The organism is Myroides sp. N17-2 (assembly GCF_002286775.1).
In the GTDB taxonomy this organism is placed as follows: Bacteria; Bacteroidota; Bacteroidia; order Flavobacteriales; family Flavobacteriaceae; genus Flavobacterium.
Window position 1 is genome coordinate 1 of sequence record NZ_NSGJ01000062.1, and the last position, 22,372, is coordinate 22,372.

22 protein-coding genes and 3 tRNA genes are annotated in these 22,372 nt (G+C 35.0%); 6 read left to right on the forward strand and 19 right to left on the reverse strand.

Annotation, left to right across the window (positions count from 1 at the left end):
- Positions 1-307 precede the first annotated feature (307 nt).
- Complete coding sequence (gene tyrS, locus CF599_RS17800; protein ID WP_121967300.1) at positions 308-1,600, reverse strand: tyrosine--tRNA ligase; 1,293 nt, start codon at positions 1,598-1,600, stop codon at positions 308-310.
- Positions 1,601-1,784: 184 nt separating this feature from the next.
- On the opposite strand from tyrS, the gene CF599_RS17805 reads away from it, so the two are divergent.
- A complete protein-coding gene (locus tag CF599_RS17805; protein WP_121967301.1) occupies positions 1,785-2,783 on the forward strand; it encodes an NAD-dependent epimerase/dehydratase family protein in 999 nt (332 codons plus the stop codon).
- Here the strand turns inward: CF599_RS17805 and CF599_RS17810 are convergent.
- The 3 genes from CF599_RS17810 to CF599_RS17820 are packed head-to-tail and all read right to left on the reverse strand — an operon-like array spanning position 2,716 to position 5,241.
- Positions 2,716-3,168, reverse strand: a complete 453-nt coding sequence (locus CF599_RS17810) for a DUF4296 domain-containing protein (protein WP_121967302.1) — start codon at positions 3,166-3,168, stop codon at positions 2,716-2,718. The two genes, CF599_RS17805 and CF599_RS17810, sit on opposite strands and share 68 nt — an antisense overlap.
- Before the next feature lie 13 nt (positions 3,169-3,181).
- Positions 3,182-4,519 (reverse strand): dihydroorotase, encoded by a 1,338-nt coding sequence (locus tag CF599_RS17815; RefSeq protein ID WP_121967303.1) that lies wholly within the window; start codon positions 4,517-4,519, stop codon positions 3,182-3,184.
- Complete coding sequence (locus CF599_RS17820; protein WP_121967304.1) at positions 4,519-5,241, reverse strand: polyprenol monophosphomannose synthase; 723 nt, start codon at positions 5,239-5,241, stop codon at positions 4,519-4,521. Before CF599_RS17820 ends, CF599_RS17815 begins: the two co-directional genes overlap by 1 nt.
- A 103-nt stretch (positions 5,242-5,344) precedes the next feature.
- On the opposite strand from CF599_RS17820, the gene CF599_RS17825 reads away from it, so the two are divergent.
- Both CF599_RS17825 and CF599_RS17830 read left to right on the forward strand, forming a co-directional pair.
- Positions 5,345-6,019, forward strand: coding sequence for a DUF4271 domain-containing protein (locus tag CF599_RS17825; protein ID WP_121967305.1), 675 nt, complete (start codon positions 5,345-5,347; stop codon positions 6,017-6,019).
- Positions 6,020-6,033: 14 nt separating this feature from the next.
- On the forward strand, positions 6,034-6,777 hold the full coding sequence (locus CF599_RS17830) for a uroporphyrinogen-III synthase (RefSeq protein WP_121967306.1): 744 nt from the start codon (positions 6,034-6,036) through the stop codon (positions 6,775-6,777).
- A gap of 127 nt (positions 6,778-6,904) precedes the next feature.
- Here the strand turns inward: CF599_RS17830 and pckA are convergent, their stop codons facing one another.
- Positions 6,905-8,518, reverse strand: coding sequence for a phosphoenolpyruvate carboxykinase (ATP) (gene pckA, locus CF599_RS17835; RefSeq protein ID WP_121967307.1), 1,614 nt, complete (start codon positions 8,516-8,518; stop codon positions 6,905-6,907).
- 77 nt (positions 8,519-8,595) lie between these two features.
- Positions 8,596-8,988: a DUF423 domain-containing protein gene (locus CF599_RS17840; protein ID WP_121967308.1), complete on the reverse strand. Its 393-nt coding sequence runs from the start codon at positions 8,986-8,988 to the stop codon at positions 8,596-8,598.
- A gap of 117 nt (positions 8,989-9,105) precedes the next feature.
- Here CF599_RS17840 and CF599_RS17845 point away from each other — a divergent pair, with 117 nt between their 5' ends.
- The gene (locus CF599_RS17845) at positions 9,106-10,461 is read left to right on the forward strand and encodes a saccharopine dehydrogenase family protein (RefSeq protein ID WP_121967309.1); all 1,356 of its coding nucleotides are present in this window, start codon (positions 9,106-9,108) and stop codon (positions 10,459-10,461) included.
- Between the two features lie 47 nt (positions 10,462-10,508).
- On the opposite strand, the gene CF599_RS17850 is transcribed toward CF599_RS17845, so the two are convergent.
- From CF599_RS17850 to CF599_RS17865, 4 genes are all read right to left on the reverse strand, one after another.
- Positions 10,509-12,194 (reverse strand): ABC transporter ATP-binding protein, encoded by a 1,686-nt coding sequence (locus CF599_RS17850; RefSeq protein WP_121967310.1) that lies wholly within the window; start codon positions 12,192-12,194, stop codon positions 10,509-10,511.
- Between the two features lie 127 nt (positions 12,195-12,321).
- Positions 12,322-12,771 carry an OsmC family protein gene (locus CF599_RS17855; RefSeq protein WP_121967311.1) on the reverse strand — a complete coding sequence of 150 codons (450 nt, stop codon included), beginning with the start codon at positions 12,769-12,771 and terminating at the stop codon, positions 12,322-12,324.
- Positions 12,772-13,231: 460 nt separating this feature from the next.
- Positions 13,232-13,945, reverse strand: a complete 714-nt coding sequence (locus CF599_RS17860) for a 3'-5' exonuclease (protein WP_121967312.1) — start codon at positions 13,943-13,945, stop codon at positions 13,232-13,234.
- Between the two features lie 3 nt (positions 13,946-13,948).
- A complete protein-coding gene (locus tag CF599_RS17865; protein WP_121967313.1) occupies positions 13,949-15,106 on the reverse strand; it encodes a serine hydrolase in 1,158 nt (385 codons plus the stop codon).
- Positions 15,107-16,256: 1,150 nt separating this feature from the next.
- Here CF599_RS17865 and CF599_RS17870 point away from each other — a divergent pair.
- A complete protein-coding gene (locus CF599_RS17870; RefSeq protein ID WP_121967314.1) occupies positions 16,257-16,898 on the forward strand; it encodes an O-methyltransferase in 642 nt (213 codons plus the stop codon).
- A 58-nt stretch (positions 16,899-16,956) separates the two neighbouring features.
- On the opposite strand, the gene CF599_RS17875 is transcribed toward CF599_RS17870, so the two are convergent.
- From CF599_RS17875 to CF599_RS17900, 6 genes are all read right to left on the reverse strand, one after another.
- Positions 16,957-17,520: a phosphatase PAP2 family protein gene (locus tag CF599_RS17875; RefSeq protein WP_121967315.1), complete on the reverse strand. Its 564-nt coding sequence runs from the start codon at positions 17,518-17,520 to the stop codon at positions 16,957-16,959.
- Complete coding sequence (locus CF599_RS17880; RefSeq protein ID WP_121967316.1) at positions 17,520-17,837, reverse strand: twin-arginine translocase TatA/TatE family subunit; 318 nt, start codon at positions 17,835-17,837, stop codon at positions 17,520-17,522. Before CF599_RS17880 ends, CF599_RS17875 begins: the two co-directional genes overlap by 1 nt.
- Before the next feature lie 86 nt (positions 17,838-17,923).
- The gene (locus tag CF599_RS17885; RefSeq protein WP_254050361.1) at positions 17,924-18,685 is read right to left on the reverse strand and encodes a hypothetical protein; all 762 of its coding nucleotides are present in this window, start codon (positions 18,683-18,685) and stop codon (positions 17,924-17,926) included.
- 176 nt (positions 18,686-18,861) lie between these two features.
- Entirely contained in the window at positions 18,862-19,596 is a 735-nt protein-coding gene (locus CF599_RS17890; RefSeq protein ID WP_121967317.1) for a hypothetical protein, read from the reverse strand.
- Positions 19,597-19,603: 7 nt separating this feature from the next.
- Positions 19,604-20,353 (reverse strand): hypothetical protein, encoded by a 750-nt coding sequence (locus tag CF599_RS17895; RefSeq protein WP_121967321.1) that lies wholly within the window; start codon positions 20,351-20,353, stop codon positions 19,604-19,606.
- 7 nt (positions 20,354-20,360) lie between these two features.
- Positions 20,361-21,092, reverse strand: coding sequence for a hypothetical protein (locus CF599_RS17900; protein ID WP_121967318.1), 732 nt, complete (start codon positions 21,090-21,092; stop codon positions 20,361-20,363).
- A gap of 94 nt (positions 21,093-21,186) precedes the next feature.
- On the opposite strand from CF599_RS17900, the gene pepE reads away from it, so the two are divergent.
- Positions 21,187-21,894, forward strand: coding sequence for a dipeptidase PepE (pepE, locus tag CF599_RS17905; RefSeq protein ID WP_121967319.1), 708 nt, complete (start codon positions 21,187-21,189; stop codon positions 21,892-21,894).
- Positions 21,895-22,035: 141 nt separating this feature from the next.
- Here the strand turns inward: pepE and CF599_RS17910 are convergent.
- From CF599_RS17910 to CF599_RS17920, 3 genes are all read right to left on the reverse strand, one after another.
- Positions 22,036-22,108, reverse strand: a tRNA-Gly gene (locus tag CF599_RS17910).
- 37 nt (positions 22,109-22,145) lie between these two features.
- Positions 22,146-22,218, reverse strand: a tRNA-Gly gene (locus CF599_RS17915).
- A gap of 37 nt (positions 22,219-22,255) precedes the next feature.
- Positions 22,256-22,328: transfer RNA gene (locus CF599_RS17920), tRNA-Gly, on the reverse strand.
- Positions 22,329-22,372: the final 44 nt, after the last annotated feature.

The window sequence follows — 22,372 nt, forward strand, 5'->3', positions numbered from 1 at the left end:
CTATACCAATAAAAACAAACAAGAAGTACTTGTATAGTTATCTTAGGATTATAAAAACAAGTGTACAGTTAAAAGTAGGATTATAAACAATAACTGTACAGCTATATTAGGACGAGACAGACATTTACAACAGTGGTCGCATAGTGGTCGCATAATGGTCACATAGTTTTGACCATTTTTGATGCGACCATTATGCCATCATTATCCTATCAAAATGCCATCAATGTATCCTAACACATATTAAATGCGCCAAAAAAAAGGGCTCTCAGTAATGAGAGCCCTTTAGTATTATGTAGAGAAAAACTTCTTATTTTACGTGTAATACGAAGTAGTTTTTCTTTCCTTTTTGTAATAGTACAAATTGACCATTGATCAAATCATTAGACGTTACCACATACTCCTCTGTAACCTTTTCTTTGTTTACTGAGATAGAGTTAGCCTGTAACGAACGGCGTGCTTCACCATTAGATGGCATAAAATTAGACTTACCTGCGATAGCATCTACGATACCTAAACCAGCTTCAATATCAGACTTTGATACTTCTGCTTGTGGTACTCCGTCAAATACTTCTAAGAAAGTTTTCTCGTCTAATTGTTTTAAATCTTCAGCAGATGAATTACCAAATAAAATATTAGATGCTTTAATAGCATTATCTAACTGCTCTTGACCGTGAACCATTACTGTTACTTCGTCAGCTAAACGACGTTGTAACACACGTAAATGCGGTGCTTCAGCGTGCTCTTTGATTAATGCTTCGATATCCTCTCTTGAGATGAATGTAAAGATTTTGATATAGCGCTCTGCATCTACATCCGTTACATTTACCCAGTATTGGTAGAACTTGTAAGGAGAAGTGTACTCCGCAGATAACCATATATTACCACCTTCTGATTTACCAAATTTAGTACCGTCAGCTTTAGTAATTAATGGGCAAGTTAATGCGTATGCTTTCTCACTTAGCGTTCTACGAATAAGTTCTGTCCCTGTAGTAATATTACCCCATTGATCAGAACCACCCATTTGTAAAGTGATGTTGTTTTCTTTATATAGGTGCAAGAAGTCATATCCTTGCATTAATTGATAACAAAATTCTGTAAACGACATTCCATCAGCAAACTCTCCGTTAAGACGTTTCTTCACAGAATCTTTCGCCATCATATAGTTAACAGTAATGTGCTTTCCTACTGTACGAATAAACTCTAAGAAAGAGAAGTCCTTCATCCAGTCATAGTTATTCACTAATACTGCAGCATTATCTGCTCCTGAATTAAAATCCAAGAAACGACTTAGTTGTTCTTTGATAGCATTTTGATTATGACGTAAAGCCTCTTCATCTAATAAGTTTCTCTCATTAGATTTACCTGAAGGGTCACCCACCATACCAGTAGCACCTCCTACAAGAGCATACGGTTTATGTCCTGCTAATTGAAAATGTCTCAATAACATAACACTTACTAAATGTCCAATATGCAATGAATCCGCTGTTGGGTCTATTCCCACATACGCAGCACGCATTTGCTCCAACAGATGTTCTTCAGTGCCTGGCATTACGTCGTGGAGCATACCTCTCCAAGTCACTTCTTCAATAAAATTCTTCATTTAAATAAATTTTACACAAAGATAGCCCAAAACCTTAGCTTATGGAATAAAAAATCTCAAACACTGCATTTTTATTCGTTTTCTACATTTATCCTTCAAGAACTAATAATAGGGGCGTTAGATTTCAACTTTATTTCATAATTTTTCACTATGTAAAACATATAACTTACTTTTGTCTAAGCGTATGATACTAGTAACAGGAGGAACAGGCCTTATAGGCGCACATTTATTATTGCATCTTCTACAATCAGAAGATGCAGTACGAGCTATCTATAGAAATGAAGACAGCATCAAAAAGACCAAAGCTTTCTTCGCTTTAAACGATCAACCTCATCTATTCCTAAAAATAGAATGGGTAAAAGCTGACCTAATAGATGTTCCTGCTTTAGAACTTGCGTTTAAAGACATTGACTATGTATATCACTGTGCTGCACTAGTCTCATTCGAACCTAAAGATGAGATGCTACTTCGCAAAACGAATATAGAAGGTACTGCTAATATCGTCAATCTATGTATCGCCTTTAAGATTAAGAAGCTATGCTATGTTAGTTCTATAGCTGCTCTAGGCGAAACTATCGCTAAAGATAAAATTGTAACTGAAAAGACAGATTGGAACCCTGAATTATATCACGGAGATTATGCTATAACTAAGTATGGTGCTGAGATGGAAGTATGGCGTGGTACTCAAGAAGATCTAGATGTGGTCATCGTCAATCCTGGTATTGTATTCGGTAGAGGTTTTGGATATGAAGGTAGCGGAGCTTTCTTTCAAAAAGTAAAAAAAGACTTTCCATTTTATACCACAGGGATTGCAGGTATCGTCAGTGCTACTGATGTAGTAAAAGCTATGCACCTATTAATGTGCAGTGATATAAAGAATGAAAGATTCTCATTAGTCTCTGATAATATTACTTATCAAGAGCTAATCAATCATATCGCAGACTTACTACACAAGAAACACCCAAGTATTAAAGTGTCTAAATCTTCTAGTATTCTCGCTTGGAAACTAGACTCTTTTGTGTCTCTAGTAACTAGAAAAAAAAGAAGCTTTACACGATCTATCGCGCAAGCTTCTCATTCTAAATATATTTATGATTGTTCAAAAATAGAGAATACTATTTCTTTTGAATTTGAACACTATCAATCTTTTTTACCACCGCTTGCAGCGTATCATTTACTTTAAGCTCTACAGATTCTAAAGAATCATTTTCTTTTCCGCTTTCAAGTTTAAACAACGAATCTACAACTACTTTAGATGCCTCTAGTCGTGCTAGTATATTATTCTGCATTTGATGATAGACACCTCCGTCTAACTCCACATAATATCTATTATTCGTCACAAATGTTAAGCTATCAATATCATACTTCTTGTAAATAGAATTCACATCTAACTTTTTTAAGGTATCTTCACGAGTATAAGCACTCACTCCCTCTATAGAGTAAAGTAAGGCCATATCATATAAAATATCTTCCATCTGCTTCTCTTCTATGAAAGGAGATGGTTTAGTCACATCACCCCCACATGCTATAAGAGCGAAAACGGTAAATAATACGAAGAATTTATTCATCTATCTTTTTAATTTATCTCACAAATAATAATCTCTGTCCTTGGTGTTGCTCATTTACTTGATCATTGTCATAAGCAAGGAATCCATTGACAAAAGTATGTGTTATTTTTGAACTAAACTGCTGCCCTTCGAATGGAGACCAGCCACATTTATACAACACATTCTCTTTACTCACTTCCCAAGTACTATCAGCATCTATAATCACAATATCCGCATGATAACCTTCTTTTACATAACCGCGTTTCTCCACTTGGAATAATATAGCAGGATTATGTGCAGTCTTTTCTACTATTTTTTCTATGCTAATCTTACCTTGTTTAGATGCTTCAAATAAAGAAACTAAAGCATGCTGTACTAATGGTCCTCCTGATGGAGCAGAAGTATACCCTTTAGACTTCTCTTCTAATGTATGAGGAGCATGGTCAGTAGCGATAACATCGATTCTATCATCTAATAATGCCTTCCATAATCCATCTCTATCCGCTTCAGTCTTGACAGCAGGATTCCATTTGATAAAGTTTCCTTTCGTATCATAGTCTTTATCTGTAAACCATAAGTGGTGTACACATACCTCTGCAGTAATCTTTTTATCTTTTAATGGGATATCATTTCTAAACAGCTCTGTTTCTTTTGCTGTCGATACGTGGAATACATGAAGTCTAGCTCCCGTCTTCTTAGCAAGCTCTATTGCTTTTGACGAAGATAAGTAACAAGCTTCCTCACTTCGGATTATAGGGTGATATTTCACTGGGATATCATCACCATACTCCTCTTTATACTTTGTCAAATTAGCTTGGATAGTTCCCTCATCTTCTGCATGCACAGCGATAAGCATAGAAGTACTAGAGAATATTTTTTCTAACACATCCTGTCTATCAACTAACATATTACCTGTAGATGAACCTAAAAATAGCTTAATACCAGCTACATTGCGTGGGTTCGTTTTCAGAAGCTCTTCTAAGTTATCATTCGTCCCTCCCATCATAAATGAGTAGTTAGCGTATGACTTAACAGAAGCTATCTGATATTTCTCTTCTAATATTTCTTGTGTTACAGCATTAGGTACTGTATTAGGCTGTTCGATAAATGAAGTAATTCCCCCTGCTACAGCAGCTCTTGATTCAGATTCAATATCTCCCTTATGAGTAAGTCCAGGCTCTCTAAAGTGCACTTGATCATCGATCATACCAGGTATTACATATTTACCCTCTGCATTGATCACTGTAACATCGTTTGCTACTTCAATAAATGGGGCTACCTTAGTAATAAAACCGTTTTCGATTAAAACATCTGCTACAGTAGTCACGCCCTCGTTTACTACCTTTCCATTTTTAATTAAATAGTGTGTCATTATAGTGTGTTTAGTAGTTTACGTATACGTAGATTGATAACGCCAAAAACAGCTTCTTTAATAATACCTCCAGACATCTTAGATTCTCCTCGTGTACGATCTGTAAAAATAATAGGCACTTCAGTAATAGGGAATTTCTTCACATAAGTACGATACTTCATTTCGATTTGAAAAGCATAACCGACAAATCGCACTTTGTCAAAATCAAAACTCTCTAGCACATTACGAGAAAAACAAACAAAGCCAGCTGTAGTATCTTTTATATTCATACCTGTAATCATACGGACATACTTAGATGCCCCATAAGATAATAATACGCGATTTAAAGGCCAATTAACAACATTTACACCTGTAACATATCTAGAACCAATAACAAGCCCATTATTCGCTTTACAGGCTTCTAATAATTTAGGTAAATCATTAGGATTATGAGAAAAGTCAGCGTCCATTTCGAACACATAATCATACTCACGAGCTAACGCCCATTTAAAACCATGAACATAGGCAGTACCAAGACCGTTCTTGCCTTCTCTCTTTTCTAAAAATAATCTTGTAGGGTATTTTTGCTGAAGTAATTGTACCGCATTAGCAGTACCATCAGGAGAATTATCGTCAACAACTAGAATATGAAATTGCTGAGGCAGTTCCATCACAGCATCAACTATTAATTCTATATTTTCAATCTCATTATACGTTGGTATAATGACTAATCCTGATTCCATTCTTAAAACGTTTGTCACAAAAGTAACCTTTTTCTATAAAGTTAGCACTTAAATAAAATACAAAGTAAGTCCAATTGTTTTTTTTGCTAATTTTGCACTAATTATGGAGAATCTAATACTTATCGATCGTGTACTCCCAAGTAAAGACTGGGCAACAATCCTTTTTTTCTTAGGATTCTCTGTTATTGCGGTTAACCGTACTGTATTTGGCGTTCGCTTTTCTGAATTCACTAGACTAGCCGTATCTAATAAATACCTAAAAATATACAAAGACAATACTAACCTAAGAAATAGCTTTACCCTATCTTTCTTAATAGTACAATTGATCTCTATTACTTTTTTTGTACAAATTGCCCTAAAATCTTTTGATCTAATACCCTACTACAGTTTTTCATCTTTCTTGATGATTCTAAACTTCGTAGGAACATTCATAATAGGTAAATATCTAATAGATAAAATCATCTCTTCTACGTTTAACATAGACGAGTTCTCAGATGCACTAAACCTACAGAAAGCAACTTATAGAAACTACATCGGTATGATACTACTGGCTGTAGATGTTCTATTATTCTATAACAATATTACCAACAAACTTATAATAGGCACACTTTTAATTGCATTAATCGCAACTAACATCCTGTTATATGTCCTTTTTATAAAAAATAACCAAAAAGCAATAATGAATAAGGGCTTCTATTTTATTTTGTATCTTTGCACCCTTGAAATAGCTCCTTATCTATTATTGTATTTCTGGTTTAAAGATTACGGAGCCTTATAAGAAAAAGTACAATTATGAAAGTGAAAACAATTTTGGTTTCTCAACCAGAGCCTAAAGTAGAAAACTCACCTTACTTCGAATTAGAGCAGAAATTCAAAGTGAAAATTGACTTTAGACCCTTCATCCACGTAGAAGGTGTTCCAGCCAAAGAGGTTAGATTAGAGAAGATCGATCTAAACAACTTTACTGCTATTATTTTAACTAGTAAGAATTCTGTGGATCACTTCTTTAGAGTAGCTGAAGAAATGCGCTATAAAGTGCCTGAAACACTGAAGTACTTCTGTCAATCTGAAGCTGTAGCTTACTATTTACAAAAATACGTGGTATATCGTAAAAGAAAGATTTATGTAGGTCAGAAAGACTTTGCAGAACTAGCTCCTTTGATTAAAAAATACAAAGACGAGGCTTTCTTATTACCTGCATCTGATCAGTTAAACCATGACATTCCAGCTACTTTAAATGATTTAAAAGTAAAATGGACACCAGGTACATTCTATCGTACTGTTATGAGTGATTTATCAGATTTAGCAGATGTAAAATATGATGTACTAGCTTTCTTTAGCCCTACTGGTATTAAATCATTATTCAAGAATTTCCCTGACTTTAGTCAAGATAATACAAGAATAGCTGTATTCGGTACTACAACTCAAAAGGAAGCTTTAGATCATGACTTAAGAGTAGACATCATGGCACCAGCACCTGGTACACCATCTATGACTATGGCTTTAGAGAAATACATTCAACAAGCAAACAAGTAACAACTTACAATATATAAAACCTCCTTATTCAAGGAGGTTTTTTTATATCTATCCTATAACATATATAAAACAAAAAAAGGAGATGACTAATCATCTCCTTTTTTTTATATAGGTATATACTATTATACTATAACTGTGGTCCTGCTGCTACTAAAGCCTTACCTTCAGCATTATTTGAGTACAATTTGAAGTTCTCAATAAATAAAGCTGCTAAGTCTTGTGCTTTCGCTTCCCATTCAGAAGCATCTGCATAAGTATTACGAGGATCTAAAATGTTTGTATCTACCCCTTCTAATGCTGTTGGTACAGCGAAGTTATAAATAGGAACGATTGTAGTCTCAGCGTTCTCGATAGAACCATCTAAGATACGATCAATGATAGCTCTAGTATCTTTGATAGAGATACGTTTTCCTGTACCATTCCATCCAGTGTTTACCATATAAGCTGTAGCATTGTGCTCTTCCATTTTCTTAACTAATTCTTCACCGTATTGAGTTGGGTGTAGAGATAAGAAAGCTTTACCAAAACATGCAGAGAATGTAGGCTCTGGTTTAGTTACTCCACGCTCAGTACCAGCTAACTTAGCTGTAAATCCTGATAAGAAGTAATATTTAGTTTGCTCTGGAGTCAATTTAGAAACTGGAGGCATTACACCGAAAGCATCTGCCGTTAAGAAGATAACTTTAGTCGCATGTCCAGCTTTAGACACAGGCTTAACGATATTTTCAATATGTTCAATTGGGTAAGATACACGTGTATTTTGTGTAACTGATCCGTCATTGAAGTCAATGATACCATTAGCATCTACTGTAACGTTTTCTAATAAAGCGTCACGACGAATAGCTCCATAAATATCTGGTTCATTCTCTTTGCTTAAGCTAATAGTTTTAGCGTAACATCCTCCTTCGAAGTTGAATACACCCTCATCATCCCATCCGTGCTCATCATCACCGATTAATTCACGTTTTGGATCTGTAGATAATGTAGTTTTACCAGTACCTGATAAACCAAAGAATACAGCTACATCACCATCTTTACCTTTATTAGCTGAACAGTGCATAGCAGCCATTCCTTTTAATGGTAAGTAATAGTTCATCATAGCGAACAATCCTTTTTTCATCTCTCCTCCGTACCATGTACCTCCTATAACTTGTATCTTTTCAGTCAAGTTAAATGCTACATATACTTCAGAATTTAATCCGTGATCCTTGAAGTTTTTAAATGTAGTTTTAGATCCGTTCATTACTACGAAGTCTGGCTCACCGAAGTTAGCTAACTCTTCTTCCGTTGGACGGATAAACATATTTTTTACGAAGTGCGCTTGCCACGCAACTTCCATAATGAATCTTACTTTTAAACGAGTATTTTCGTTAGCACCACAAAATGCATCAACAACGAATAATCTTTTTCCAGATAACTGTTCTACAGTGTTCTCTTTTAAAGCATTCCAAGTTTTGTTGTCAATTGGTTTATTGTCATTTGGAGATTCTGGTGAATTCCACCATACAGTGTTTTCTGTAACTGAATCTTTAACAATGTATTTATCTTTAGGAGAACGTCCTGTAAATTCTCCAGTCATTACGTTAACTGCACCTAGCTCAGTTACCACCCCTTTATCATACCCAGTTAAGCTTGGGTTTGTTTCTTCATTAAATAAAACGTCGTACGAAGGATTGTAAACTACCTCTACAACATCTTTAATACCATATTTTTCCAGTGAAATTGATTCAGAAATATCCATTTTCATTATTTAGGTTGTGTATTAATTTGTTTGCAAACTTAGAAATAAATTTAAAATATAAATATACAAAAGAGTTATTAAATAGTGCTTTTACACTTACAAGCCTGTATACCAGCATATAACCATGCTATAATAAACAATACTCCTCCAATAGGAGTAATAGGCCCAATAAATCTTAAGTTAATAGAAATCAAATCTTTAAAGGTTAAAAGATAGATTGATCCGGAGAAAAACAATATCCCAAACAAAACCAGATACATAACTGTTTTTTTAGTCTTGTCTGAAAAATAACTGCTTGTTCCTATAAAAAGTAAAAAAAAGGCATGGTACATTTGGTAACGTACACCCGTTTCGAAAGTTAGAACCTGTGCTTCTGAAACAACTTTCTTTAGTCCATGAGCTCCAAATGCTCCTAACATAATACCGATTGCTCCGATTAATGCCGCGATAAATAATACTTTACGTCCCATTTATTTTTCTTTCAAATATACAAATTATCACTTACATAGCACATTAATATTTTTTATACAATTTTTTCATTTTCTTGAAACTCAAATTTCGTATATTGGATTACCAACTAGAATATTATGACTAAAGAAATTTTAATAGTAGGAGCAGGTAGGTCCAGTTCTTCATTAATCAAGTATCTCTTAGACAAATCAGAACAAGAGAACTTACATTTAACCATTGGCGACTTATCACTTGAGTCTGCCAAACAAAAAGCAATGAACCACCCGAATGCTACTGCTATCGCTTTTGACCTTCACAACGAAGTTGAACGTCAAGCACTAGTGCAGAAAGCAGATATAGTAGTATCTATGCTACCCGCTACACTACATATAGAACTAGCAAAAGACTGTGTTAAGTATAAGAAACACATGGTAACGGCGTCTTATATCAGTCCTGCTATGCAAGAACTAAATGAAGAAGTCATCGCCAATAACCTAATCTTTATGAATGAAATAGGGCTAGATCCCGGTATTGATCATATGAGTGCGATGAAAATCATCCATGAGATTCAACATAAAGGAGGAAAAGTCACTTCATTCGAATCTTTCTGTGGTGGATTAATTGCTACGGAGTCTGACAACAACCTTTGGAACTACAAGTTCACTTGGAATCCTCGCAATGTTGTACTTGCCGGACAAGGTGGTGCAGCCAAATTCTTACAAGAAGGGCAATACAAATACATTCCTTATAATAAAGTATTTAGACGAACAGAGTTTCTTAACGTTGAAGGGTATGGTAGATTTGAAGCTTACGCTAACAGAGATTCATTAAAGTATAAAGATATCTATGGTCTTACTGATGCCAAAACGATCTTTAGAGGTACTATCAGAAGAGTGGGCTACTCTAGAGCGTGGAATCTATTCGTAGAACTTGGTATCACTGACGATACCTATAAGATAGATAACTCAGAACAAATGACCTACAGAGAGTTTATTAACTCTTACCTACCTTATCACCCTACTGATACTGTAGAAACGAAACTGCGATTAGCACTAGGTATTGATCAAGATGACATTATGTGGGACAAGTTATTAGAGCTTGACTTATTTAACCCAACTAAGAAAATCGGTCTTAAAGATGCCACTCCTGCTCAAATATTAGAGAAGATATTAGGGGATTCATGGACGCTAAGTCCTGATGATAAAGATATGATAGTGATGTATCATAAAATAGGCTATGAACTAAACGGTGAAAATAAACAGATTGATTCAACTATGGTCTGCATAGGTGATAACCAAGTCTATACTGCTATGGCAAAAACAGTAGGTTTACCAGTAGCTATAGCAACACTAAAAATCTTAAAAGGGATTATCACGAATCCAGGTGTTCAAATGCCAATTACAGAAGATGTATATGAACCCATCTTAAAAGAACTCGAGAATTATGGTATCAACTTCTTAGAACAAGAAGTACCTTACTCAGGATATAATTAACAGAAATAATAAAGGCTCCCATAATAAGGAGCCTTTACTTTTATCTCTTACTTAGGAATCGAACTTATCAATCCCTGCGTATAAGGTGTCTTCGGATTAGCATATAACTCATCTGCCTCTCCTATTTCTTCTATTCTACCTTTATTCATCACCATCACATTATCTGACATATACTTCACCACAGACAGATCGTGTGAAATAAAGATATATGTGAAGTTATAATTATCCTTTAAGTCATTAAGTAAGTTCAGTACTTGTGCTTGTACAGAGATATCTAAGGCAGAGACAGACTCATCACAGATGATCAATTTAGGCTGTACTGCTATCGTTCTAGCGATACCGATACGCTGTCTTTGTCCTCCAGAGAATTCGTGTGGATATCTATTAAACACTGTTTCGTCTAATCCTACGCGATGTAGTATCTCGATTACTTTCTCTCTTCGATCAGCATCATTACTTCCTATCTTGTGTACTTTCATAGGTTCCGTAATAGCCTGCCCTACTGTAAGCCTAGGGTTCAATGAAGAATAAGGATCTTGAAATATAATCTGTATATCCTTTCTAAACACTCTAAATTCTTTAGCTGAAAGCTTCGTAATATCTTGTCCTTTATAAAAGATCTGCCCTTTAGTTGCTCTATCTAACTGAAGAATCACATTACCCAATGTAGATTTACCACAACCACTCTCTCCTACTAATCCTAACGTTTCACCTTCATAGACATTAAAGCTAATATCTTGCAACGCATGAAATACTCCCTTTTTAAATAATCCACCATTAATGACATAATCCTTAAAGACATTTCTTATTTCTAATAAAGGAGCTTTACTATATATTGCATTTAGTTTATCCTGTCTATCTTCTTTCGTTACTACTTCTTTTACTACATTCTTATTCAGAAAGTCTCCTATAGTAGACAGTCTTCTTAAGCGTTCTGTAAGTGAGGGGCGAGAAGCTACCAAAGCCTTTGTATAGATATCTTGAGGATGATTAAACACTGCTGTTGCATCTCCTTGTTCTACGATATCACCTTTATACATCACCAGTATACGGTCACTGATAGAAGACACTAGATTTAAATCATGTGAGATAAATAAGATACTCATCTTATTATCCCTTTGCAAATCCTTTAAGAGATTGATGATTTCATTCTGTACCGTCACATCTAATGCAGTCGTAGGTTCATCTGCTATTAATAACTTAGGCTTACACGCCACAGCCATAGCGATCATAACTCTCTGCTTCTGACCACCCGATATCTGATGTGGATATTTACTATAAACTTGATTTGGATTAGGCAATTTCACTCTGTCGAATAAGCGCAAAACTTCTTCTTTTAAGCTTTTACCTTTAAGTGATAGGTGTTCGCGTAGTATTTCTGCCACCTGTTCCCCACAAGTGATAGAAGGATTAAGAGCATTCATTGGCTCTTGAAATATCATTGATATTTGAGCTCCACGAAGTAAGCGAAACTCTTTATCAGTGTAATATGTAATATCCTTTCCTTCGAAAGTAATACTACCTGACGCTATCTGAGAAATCTCTCTAGGTAATAGCCCCATTAATGCAAGTGATGTAACTGATTTACCAGATCCTGACTCCCCTACTACACCGAGTATTTCATTAGGATAGATATCAAAAGAACTCTTTTTAATAATCGTATGCCATGCTTTCTCTTTCAGAAAATCAATCTGTAAATCCTTTACTGATAATATGGGTGTCTGTTCTTTCATTTTTGTCTATTCAGCTATCTCGCTTGAATAACAAAAATATATAATAATTGTGATATAGTACTTGCTATCTAATAAACTAATTAAGGCGCTAGCCTATATCACAATCTTTATGGAACATATATGCATATTAAGCTACTTTTACTTGATCATATTCCTTGACTAACGTAACGATAGTAGGAGTTTTTGCGTTAAAATTGGCGAACATTGGGCATGCTGACTTTACAGCATCGATCCATTCTTTTAGCAACACTATTGATGCCTCAGACGTAGGTTTTACCACTACCTCTACTTTGTTAAACTCATAGAAGTTTGCTTTATCTACATCATCCGCCTTAATCTCTCCTGATACCTCTACTTGGATTGACTTAAGATTTAACCCTAAAGTATTTCCAATAAGGCTACCCACAGCGTGGATACTACCTGCTAACTTTGCTAATAATAATTCCCCCGAATCAGCATTGACATCTCTTACTAATTCTCTACCGTCTTTCACTGTGAAAGAGTAGTTAGCTGTCTTTACAGCGAATTGTTGATCTCTAACAGAGAACCCCAATACTTTTAAAACTTTGTTTCCCATTACTTTTAATTGTTATTAAATTGAACATTATAAAAAAAGGTCCTTTTAGTATTCACATACCAAAAGGACCTTCTTATTTATTTTTACATACAAAAAACAGTATAATCAAAATAAGCCATCACTCTTGGTCGTATATGTCCACATCGAACGCACAGGAAAACAAATTCCCTTATACGAAGTTGACGTTATATGCTTATTGACTAAATTCATTACTCTATTCTTTATATTATTATCTAAAAAAAAGCCCCTGTAGAGGTACAGAGGCTTAATAAATATTATTATTTTATTCAAAAACCTTATACCACAAAAGACATAGCCTTACATAAGACTGATGACTTCATAGAATAAAACGTATTTGAATAAATTATTCGCATTATTATCTCTTTATTTACAGTCAAAAATAGGAAAAATATATTTCAACACCTAATACTAACCAATGTTTTTTTAACTAATTCTTAACCTAGACAGATAATATCTCTTCTTTACTTAATAGTTCCTCTCTCTTAAACCTAAGCAAAACCTGTGCCACCGCTACTACATCCTTCTCACAGTACACGATAATTCTATCGATATCTTTATCTTCATAGTACACTTTAGCCACTTCACTACCATCAATATCGTCTTTTGGCGATGAAATATTCAATATTCTAGTCAAAAGCTTCAAAGAAGTGAAATTTTTATAGTCTCCCACTTTCCATAACTCCATAGTATCTAAGTGATTTACCTCCCAGGGTTTCTTCCCAATTATACACAACTTATTGGGGATTTTAACCCCATTAATCAACATACGCCTCACCACAAATGGGACGTCAAACTCCTTGATATTATGTCCACATAGCACATAAGTAGGATCATTAAAATGAGTATCTAGTAAAACACCAAACTCTGTCAACAAAGTAGCTTCCTCTCCTGAGAAAGAAGTTACCCTAAACTGTCTATCACCATTCTTATACGTGAAGTACCCAACAGAGATACAAACCACCTTGCCAAACTCAGCCCAAATCCCCGCTCGCTCATAGAATTCACTTGCAGTCTGACCATCTTTGCGTTGATAAGCTGTCTTGGTATCAAACAAGTCTTGCATCTCTTCATCTAAGCCATCAAAATTTTCGCATACAGGTACAGTCTCTATATCAAAAAACAACAAATGTTCTAATACAAGATTTCTTAGCATAGCTTACTTTCTTTGTGCTAACATATTATACGCTTCATCTATATAAGTATACAGATCATTACTGTGAGGATCTGTCTCTGTCTGTACCCCTTTAAGATGTCCAAGACGCACGATAATCACATTGTCTTTAGGAGATACGATCACGAACTGACCTAAATGCCCACGCATATAGAAGAAGTCTTGCCCCTTATAATTCACCATCCACCAGCCGTAACCATACTCAGGAGAATTCTTAAAGCGTGGTGTCACTGATTTATCTACAAATGACTTATCTAATATCTGCACCCCATTCCACATTCCGTGATCTTTATATAACTTACCAAATCTAGCAAAGTCACGCGCATTACTCGTAAAACAGCAATATGACTTCTCTACTCCATCCCCTTTATGATCTAACTGCCATAATGCAGGGTTCTCAGCTCCCATTGGTTTCCAAAAGTATTCTGATATATAATCCGTCATATACTTACCTGTAGCTTTCTCAAGTACCATCGTTAACAGCTCAGTATCTCCACTTTTATAAATAAACTCTTGTCCCGGCTTATCCTTAATCTCTAAGCCAAGCATCACTCCTCTCAAATCTTTATCAAAATAAGCTCTAGTCACAATAGAGAACGGACTGTAATATGCCTCATCCCAATCTAAACCTGACGACATAGAAGACAAATCTCCTACTGTCAACTCATCCTTATACTTTCCCTTTAACTCAGGTAAAAACTCAATTACTTTCTGATCTAAGCTCTTAATCTCTCCTCTTTGCAACGCCTTACCAAGTACAGCAGACACCACGCTTTTAGCCATCGAGAACGAGTTGCTATAAGAGTCCTTATTATACCCATCATAATATGCTTCATAGAAGATACTATCATTCTTAATCACCATATAAGCGATAGACTGTAACTCTTTATGTGTCTTCTCTAAACTATCACTCGCCTTCACCGTATTATAATCCTTTGTAAATGCCCACGGTTGTCCTACATCATTCTTAATCTCTCTCGTCGGGAAGTATTTATAATCATCTAAAAAAGCAGTCTTATACCCATTAAAATAAACAGTACGCACCGCTGTGAATAAATAATCCACCTTAAATATATAAGCCAAAGCAACGATTAACACTATAACAATAGCCAGCCACTTCAGAATCTTCTTTAATATCCTCATAATAGTTTAAATAATTGGTTCTTATAAAATTAGAAAAATAAAACTCTAAAACTAGAGGAAGTGTTAATTTTTATTTTATCCCTATCAGAAATATAACAACACTTTCTTATCATCCATCACTAATCTCATCCGAATGATCGTGAGTTTAAATTTTTTCATAACATCAAATAACACACATCCCTTTGCTGACTTCTCCTGAACAAGTGCAGTTTCACTGCCCAATTCCTGCTCAGGAGGTCTGATTCAGCAAGCATACCGCATACATACCTCACGCATTGCCCAATAAAATAGTATTCCAAATAACAGGAATAAACCTCTGCTTATTCACCTCTTTCAAGACACTTGCAAAGGTCAGGATAGTAAAACTAGGATTTTAGGCAGAGGGAAGAAAACGCCACTTTTTGCCATTTTTTACCTAATTATTCCTATCTCGACTTAAAGCTAGGAGACTTGGCGCAACATATAATTAAGTTACAATCCCTTATACACAAAGGGCTAAGAAGGATATAAAGATGGATTTGTTCGGGAAGAGTTTTGGAAGGCTTTTGTAGTTGTTCGGAAAACAGGCCCTCTTTCCGAACAATTGTTGGATTCTTCCAAAGCCCTTCCGAAGGAATGGGTGTATCAAACCACACAAAACACTATATTTCAATATATTACGATTTTACAGAGAGCCCTTTTTAGGCCAAAAGTGGTCTTTTTTGCCCTTTTTAGGTCATTTTTGCCCAAAAGTGCCCTTCTCTCAAAAAAAGAGTTCTAGTAATCGTAATTTTGTCGTGTAGTTAAATATCAATACTATTCAGTGCTTAGTAAGCACTCCAACATAAAGAACTCAAAGTCTAAAAACTTTGTATAGTGTGTTTTTCTGATCGCTAACCATTTCAAAATTACTAATAAATATTTAACCTTAAATCCGCAACCACCATTTACTGCGAATAAATTCTACTTTACATAGCTTCCATTAGCTCTAAAACCACACTACAGTGTGCTTTAATCACTAATCTTGCTCTGCTTTGTACAATTCATTCTCGTTTAAATGTTATCTACTGATTTAAGGTTTAACTAAAATGCAGAAAATCAAAGCAGTATTTGGCAGACGTTTAATCTAGGATTATATTTGCACTTTTAAAATTAGATTCGAATTACGACTATGCACTTTATATCACCAGAATTAGAGGATTACGCAGCTATGCATTCAGAAAATGAGCCTGAATTACTAGCAAAATTAGATAAAGAAACCTACCAAAAAGTATTACAACCAAGGATGCTTAGTGGTCATTTTCAAGGTCGATTTTTAAGTATGATCTCTAAGTTAGTAAACCCTCAGCACATACTAGAAGTAGGTACATTCACAGGATATGCTACACTTAGTCTAGCTGAAGGACTAAGAGCAGATGGTACGATAGATACGATAGATGTGAACGAAGAACTAGTAGAGTTTCAACGTAAGTACTTTGATCTATCAGGTCACGGAGAGCAGATCACACAGCATTTAGGAAGCGCATTAGATATCATCCCTACACTAGATAAAAAGTTTGACTTGGTGTTTTTAGACGCAGATAAGAAAAACTATACGAACTACTTCCACCTTATTATAGAGAAGATGAACAAAGGAGGAATTATCCTATCTGATAACGTATTATGGTCAGGTAAGGTAGTGGAAGAAATCAAATGGAACGATAGAGCGACGATAGAAATAGACCAATATAACAAGCTACTGAAAGAAGATCCTCGTGTAGAGACTATACTTCTACCAATCAGAGATGGACTAACAGTATCAAGAGTATTATAATCTTTAGAATCAAAAAAAGGCTTAGAATATCGATTCTAAGCCTTTTTTTAGTAGTTAGTTAAACTAACTTATATTTTCGTTCTAACCATTTAAAGAGTTGGTAGAATAATGTTCCTGTTAGAATACCAGCACACATACCGACGAATATATCTCCAGGGAAGTGCAATGATAGATAAATACGACTATATGCAAATACTAATGGGAATATAAAGACTAAGAATGCATACTTATAGTATCTTCTCAATATTAAGAATAAGAATAACATCGTAGCCGTAGAGTTAGAAGCGTGTCCTGAGAAGAAACTATTCGTAGGACTACATTTAACTATTCTCAACAATGCCTGAATATCTTCTGTATTACAAGGTCTTGGCCTAGCAAAGTGATTCTTAACAAGGTTCGTAAACTGATCAGTAAAGGCAATTAATCCAGCGATTACTAATAATACTATCCCCAATGTCTTAAGAGAAACCTTTTTATAGACTAAATACAATAATAGTAGATAGAAAGGCATCCAGTTTAACTGTTTAGTAATAAACAACCAAAAAGCATCATATGAAGTACTTCCTAGATTATTAAGATAAACTAATAATTCTTTATCAGACTGTATAAGTGATTCTATCATTACAACTGTCTTTTAATAGGTCCAGTAATACTCTCAATATCTTCCTTCTGTTTCTCTACTTCTTTTTGAATATCTTGTAGAGGATTTATATCCTTTAATGGATTCATATCCATATCAAAGGTCTCTGTTATCTCTTTTTTAATCCCTGATTCCTCAGCACTTTTATTGATCTCGTGTTTGATGTCATTCGTAGCATTCTTCACTTGAGCCATAAATTTACCAAAGGTACGTGCCATCTCAGGCACTTTATCAGAACCAAATAACATTAAAATGATTAAAATGATGAAGAATATTTCACCGCCGCCGATTCCGAACATACGTGTTTGTTTTCTATTTATAAGGTTACAAATCTACGAAGTTTATTAAATTCTAACGTAGCTTTTCGTATAAACCATTTGTTAAACTATTCAATTTTAGCTTGCTTACCCTGTTCTGACAACTTTTCGTGTATCAATTGGATAAACTCTAACGCTAATTCTCCTGTAAGGCTACTCACTCTTTTTACATCAGGAACAGTAGCACTTAGATAAGATGACATCAGATCATCTGTTGCCACATAATAAGCAAATCCGTTCACATAGTCCTTAGGGATGCTGTATTCTTTAATCAGTTTCTCCTCAGACATAATGTTTAAAAACTTGTCTTTTCTAGACTCTTGCTTCTCATAGGCTAACGCCTTCTTAAGCATCTTAGTACGTCCAGAGATCATATTAACTATCGCGTCTACTGAGATCAGTCCACTACCTGTAGTAGCTGTATAAATCTTACGCTCAGCTGGTGTGCGTATCTTAGTTCCACGAGGCACTAAACCTAAAGACTCAGAAGTAATCTTAGTGATAATAATCTCATCTAGCTCATAATACAGTGAGTTAGGTTCTAGCGGAATTAGTACTATATCCCTCTTCAAATCTATATCGTCTAGTTTATGTCTATAAGCTAAAAACAAAGGCCCTGAGAACATAAGTGTATCATTTTCCTGTGCTTTTATCTTAAAATAACCACCTGGTTCAGTCATATATGACTCACCAGTATTAATATTAGCTACATATATCCCTTCTAATTGTTTCGTACTGGATACTATTTTTCCATCAACCATCTTCCTTCCTTGTCCAAAAACGATAGAAACACTAAGGATTAATAGCAAGGATATAATATATCTCATCATTCTCAAATTATTGTTGTAAAAATATTCCATTCTCCATAACACACAAATTTTACGTCTGCAAACTTATGTTAAATTAGAGGCTATAGCAATTATTCAATTATAAAAAGTCTCTAGTAAATTACGAAGTACACTATCTCTATACTGCATTGGGTTAATAAATTCAAATCCTCAGAGCTCTAATTAGAATGGTTACTTATCACCTCTAAAAACTCTTTCGCCACAGGTGAGATAACTCCTTCTAGAAACTTCACATCTAAGGGGTCAATATCTAGAGCCTTTTTTACTTCCTCATCATTCACGGCATAAAAAGCAAAAGCTTCAGCATAATCATAAGGAATGTTATAATCGCTAACAAGTTTGTCAACGCTGATATAGTCAAGAAATTTATCAACTCTAAAACCTTCGCGCTCATAAACTAAAGCCTTCTTAAGCATCTTCGTTTCACCTGTAAGATAATTAATCAGTGGAGTAAGAAAAACACCCCTAGTAGCTCCTGATAACTTGCGCTCCACTGGACTAAGACCAGGAGTGTTATAAGTATGACTAGCACTTGAAGTTCTCTTTCTTTTCGTGATGATTATTTCTTCTAATACATTCCCCATTTTATTCTTCTCTAAAGGGAATAGAACAAGATCTCGGCTGAAATCTGCTTCGCTAATTTTATAAGTGTAAAACATATAGAATGGACTGATAAATCTCAAAGTATCTCCTACATCTCCCTTCATACTAAAATATCCTGCATCATCTGTCTCCACACCACTTTCTTTAGTCACATTAAGAATCAACACTCTCTCTTTACTACCATCGTTAGCTATTATTTTGCCCTCCAAAGTACCTGTTACAGACTGTGCCATAACAGACAAGTTAAAAAACAAGAAAACAAATGCTAAAAGACGTTGAATATCAATCATAGTATCGTTAATTAGGTTTATCAGCTATCATCTCAAGAAACTCAAAGACCAAAGGAGTAATATTACTCTCTAAAGTCTTCATATCTATCGGTGTACTGTCTAAAATATCTTTAATTTCCTTTCTAGTAACGGCAAAGTACGCAAAACTATCTGTATAGTCTGCTGGTATCTTATAATATCCTTCTAATCGAGCTGTACTAATAGCATTAAAAAATTTATCTACTTTAAAGCCTTCTCGTTCATAAGACAATGCTTTTTTAAGCATCGATGTCCTACCTGTAAAGTAGTTGACAATAGGATCCACAGGAATAATACCACCTCCAGTCGTAGCTTTCTTTAATTGGCGTTCAGCAGGAGTATGAAATCGTGTATACTTATCAGTCAATCCTAATGATCTGCTATCTAGTTTTGTGATGACTATTTCGTTTAATCTATTCATACCATAAATCTGCTCAAGAGGAAATAACACAGGGTTTCTCTTTATATCAAATTCATTAACGACATAGGTATACTCAATATAATCAGGACTCGAAAACTTAAGGGTATCACCTTCCTTAGCTTCAATATCAAAGTATCCTTTCATATCAGAGAGTACAGCAGCCCCCTTTGTTGTGGCATTAGTTACTAGCACCCCTTCATTCTGCTTCTCTTTAGTCAATACTCTACCGTGAAGTATAGATAAGTCATATTCTTGTGCATTAGCATAAAAACAACTAATCATCAAAATACAGATTATAATACGTTGTACACTAATCATAGTATCATTAATTAGGTCTATTACCAAGCATCTCTAAAAACTCAAATACCGCAGGGGTAATATTTCTCTCTAAAGTTTTGGTATCTATAGGAGTCTCTTCTAGTAGATCTTTAATCTCCTTTTTAGTAATGGCAAAGTAAACAAAACTTTCTGTATAGTCTGCGGGTATCTTATAATATCCTTCTAATCGAGCTGTACTAATGGCATTCAAGAATTTATCTACTTTAAAGTCTTCGCGTTCGTAAGCTAGATTCTTCTTTAGTACAGAAGTTCTCCCTGACAACATATTTACAAAAGGGTCTAATAAACCATTTTTAGCTGTTTTGAGTTTACGTTCAGCAGGAGTATATTTTTGGGTATACTTATCAGTCAATCCTAATGATCTGCTATCTATTTTAGTGATGACTATTTCGTCTAATCTATTCATACCATAAATCTGCTCAAGAGGAAATAACACAGGGTTTCTCTTTATATCAAATTCATTAACGACATAGGTATATTCGATATAATCAGGACTAGTAAATCTAAGTGTGTCATTGATATCACTGTCAATAGCAAAATATCCTCCTTTATCAGAGAATACATATTTTTCTTTTGTAATATTAGTAATCAGGATACCATCTCTACTTCCTTCTTTAGTGACGATACGCCCATTTATCACAGCATTATTGTCTTGTGCATTAATAGAAAAATGACATAATAAGAAAGAAAGGCATAAAAACGTATGGAAATTAGACATATATAATAGTAAGTTTAGTTAGGTGTGCATTTGTCTCTTTATAAAGATAATGTTACATTAAAACGACTTACTTTTACAAAAATTATCAAACTGTATGAAAAATCTAATAATAGCTAGTACTTCTACTATATATCACGGCACATACTTAGAGTACTTATTACCTACCCTAAAAGAACATTTTAGAGGTGTATCTACCTTGTTATTCGTCCCATATGCACGCCCTAGTGGTATTACTCATAACGAATATACAGATAAAGTACGCATTGCATTTGCAACTATCGGCATCGAAGTAAAGGGATTACACGAATATGATAATCCCGTAAATGCTGTTAAAGAGGCACAAGCGATATTCACTGGTGGTGGAAACACATTCTTATTAGTAAAACAGTTATATCAAAATAATGTTTTAGATACGATCAAAGAAGTGGTTGACAATGGCACACCTTACTTAGGATGTAGTGCAGGTAGTAATATCTGTGGTTTAACTATGGAAACGACAAACGATATGCCTATTGTGTATCCACCGTCATTTAAGACTTTTGGATTTGTTCCTTTTAATCTTAACCCTCATTATCTAGATCCTATCGAAGGTTCTACACATATGGGAGAAACTAGAGAAACACGTATAAACGAGTTTCACGCATTTAATACTCAACCTGTATTAGGACTTAGAGAAGGAAGCTGGTTAGAAGTAAAAGGAGATGTAATCACACTTAGAGGTGAGCACAGCGCTCGTATATTTGAACAAAACAAAGCTGCTTATGAAGTAGAAACTAATACTGACTTAAGTCAACTGAATTAAATAGTAACTTCTGAACCATATACTAGACTATATCATTTAGTTGATATGGTCTTTTTTTTATTTTAAATATCCCTTAAAACGGTTGTAATAGGAAGTAATGGGTATAAAAAAGCCCTAACAATTGTTAGGGCTAATTAGCAGAGCGGAAGACGAGGCTCGAACTCGCGACAACCAGCTTGGAAGGCTGGAGCTCTACCAACTGAGCTACTTCCGCAGGCGATGTTATTTAAAAACCCACATCAGGTTTATAGAGCGGAAGACGAGGCTCGAACTCGCGACAACCAGCTTGGAAGGCTGGAGCTCTACCAACTGAGCTACTTCCGCAGACGATGTTATTTAAAAACCCACATCAGGTTTATAGAGCGGAAGACGAGGCTCGAACTCGCGACAACCAGCTTGGAAGGCTGGAGCTCTACCAACTGAGCTACTTCCGCAGATGATGTTATTTAAAAACCTACATCAGGTTTAAGCAGAGCGG

What these genes read in the sequence shown, in the direction of transcription:
- CF599_RS17825 (WP_121967305.1), top strand. Translation starts at nt 5,345, where the DNA reads ATGGAGAATCTAATACTTATCGATCGTGTACTCCCAAGTAAAGACTGG.
- CF599_RS17815 (WP_121967303.1), bottom strand. Translation starts at nt 4,519, where the DNA reads ATGACACACTATTTAATTAAAAATGGAAAGGTAGTAAACGAGGGCGTG.
- tyrS (WP_121967300.1), bottom strand. Translation starts at nt 1,600, where the DNA reads ATGAAGAATTTTATTGAAGAAGTGACTTGGAGAGGTATGCTCCACGAC.
- CF599_RS17845 (WP_121967309.1), top strand. Translation starts at nt 9,106, where the DNA reads ATGACTAAAGAAATTTTAATAGTAGGAGCAGGTAGGTCCAGTTCTTCA.
- CF599_RS17875 (WP_121967315.1), bottom strand. Translation starts at nt 17,520, where the DNA reads ATGATAGAATCACTTATACAGTCTGATAAAGAATTATTAGTTTATCTT.
- CF599_RS17810 (WP_121967302.1), bottom strand. Translation starts at nt 3,168, where the DNA reads ATGAATAAATTCTTCGTATTATTTACCGTTTTCGCTCTTATAGCATGT.
- CF599_RS17855 (WP_121967311.1), bottom strand. Translation starts at nt 12,771, where the DNA reads ATGGGAAACAAAGTTTTAAAAGTATTGGGGTTCTCTGTTAGAGATCAA.
- CF599_RS17880 (WP_121967316.1), bottom strand. Translation starts at nt 17,837, where the DNA reads ATGTTCGGAATCGGCGGCGGTGAAATATTCTTCATCATTTTAATCATT.
- pckA (WP_121967307.1), bottom strand. Translation starts at nt 8,518, where the DNA reads ATGGATATTTCTGAATCAATTTCACTGGAAAAATATGGTATTAAAGAT.
- CF599_RS17850 (WP_121967310.1), bottom strand. Translation starts at nt 12,194, where the DNA reads ATGAAAGAACAGACACCCATATTATCAGTAAAGGATTTACAGATTGAT.
- CF599_RS17865 (WP_121967313.1), bottom strand. Translation starts at nt 15,106, where the DNA reads ATGAGGATATTAAAGAAGATTCTGAAGTGGCTGGCTATTGTTATAGTG.
- CF599_RS17895 (WP_121967321.1), bottom strand. Translation starts at nt 20,353, where the DNA reads ATGATTAGTGTACAACGTATTATAATCTGTATTTTGATGATTAGTTGT.
- pepE (WP_121967319.1), top strand. Translation starts at nt 21,187, where the DNA reads ATGAAAAATCTAATAATAGCTAGTACTTCTACTATATATCACGGCACA.
- CF599_RS17840 (WP_121967308.1), bottom strand. Translation starts at nt 8,988, where the DNA reads ATGGGACGTAAAGTATTATTTATCGCGGCATTAATCGGAGCAATCGGT.
- CF599_RS17820 (WP_121967304.1), bottom strand. Translation starts at nt 5,241, where the DNA reads ATGGAATCAGGATTAGTCATTATACCAACGTATAATGAGATTGAAAAT.
- CF599_RS17870 (WP_121967314.1), top strand. Translation starts at nt 16,257, where the DNA reads ATGCACTTTATATCACCAGAATTAGAGGATTACGCAGCTATGCATTCA.
- CF599_RS17890 (WP_121967317.1), bottom strand. Translation starts at nt 19,596, where the DNA reads ATGATTGATATTCAACGTCTTTTAGCATTTGTTTTCTTGTTTTTTAAC.
- CF599_RS17885 (WP_254050361.1), bottom strand. Translation starts at nt 18,685, where the DNA reads ATGATGAGATATATTATATCCTTGCTATTAATCCTTAGTGTTTCTATC.
- CF599_RS17805 (WP_121967301.1), top strand. Translation starts at nt 1,785, where the DNA reads ATGATACTAGTAACAGGAGGAACAGGCCTTATAGGCGCACATTTATTA.
- CF599_RS17830 (WP_121967306.1), top strand. Translation starts at nt 6,034, where the DNA reads ATGAAAGTGAAAACAATTTTGGTTTCTCAACCAGAGCCTAAAGTAGAA.
- CF599_RS17860 (WP_121967312.1), bottom strand. Translation starts at nt 13,945, where the DNA reads ATGCTAAGAAATCTTGTATTAGAACATTTGTTGTTTTTTGATATAGAG.
- CF599_RS17900 (WP_121967318.1), bottom strand. Translation starts at nt 21,092, where the DNA reads ATGTCTAATTTCCATACGTTTTTATGCCTTTCTTTCTTATTATGTCAT.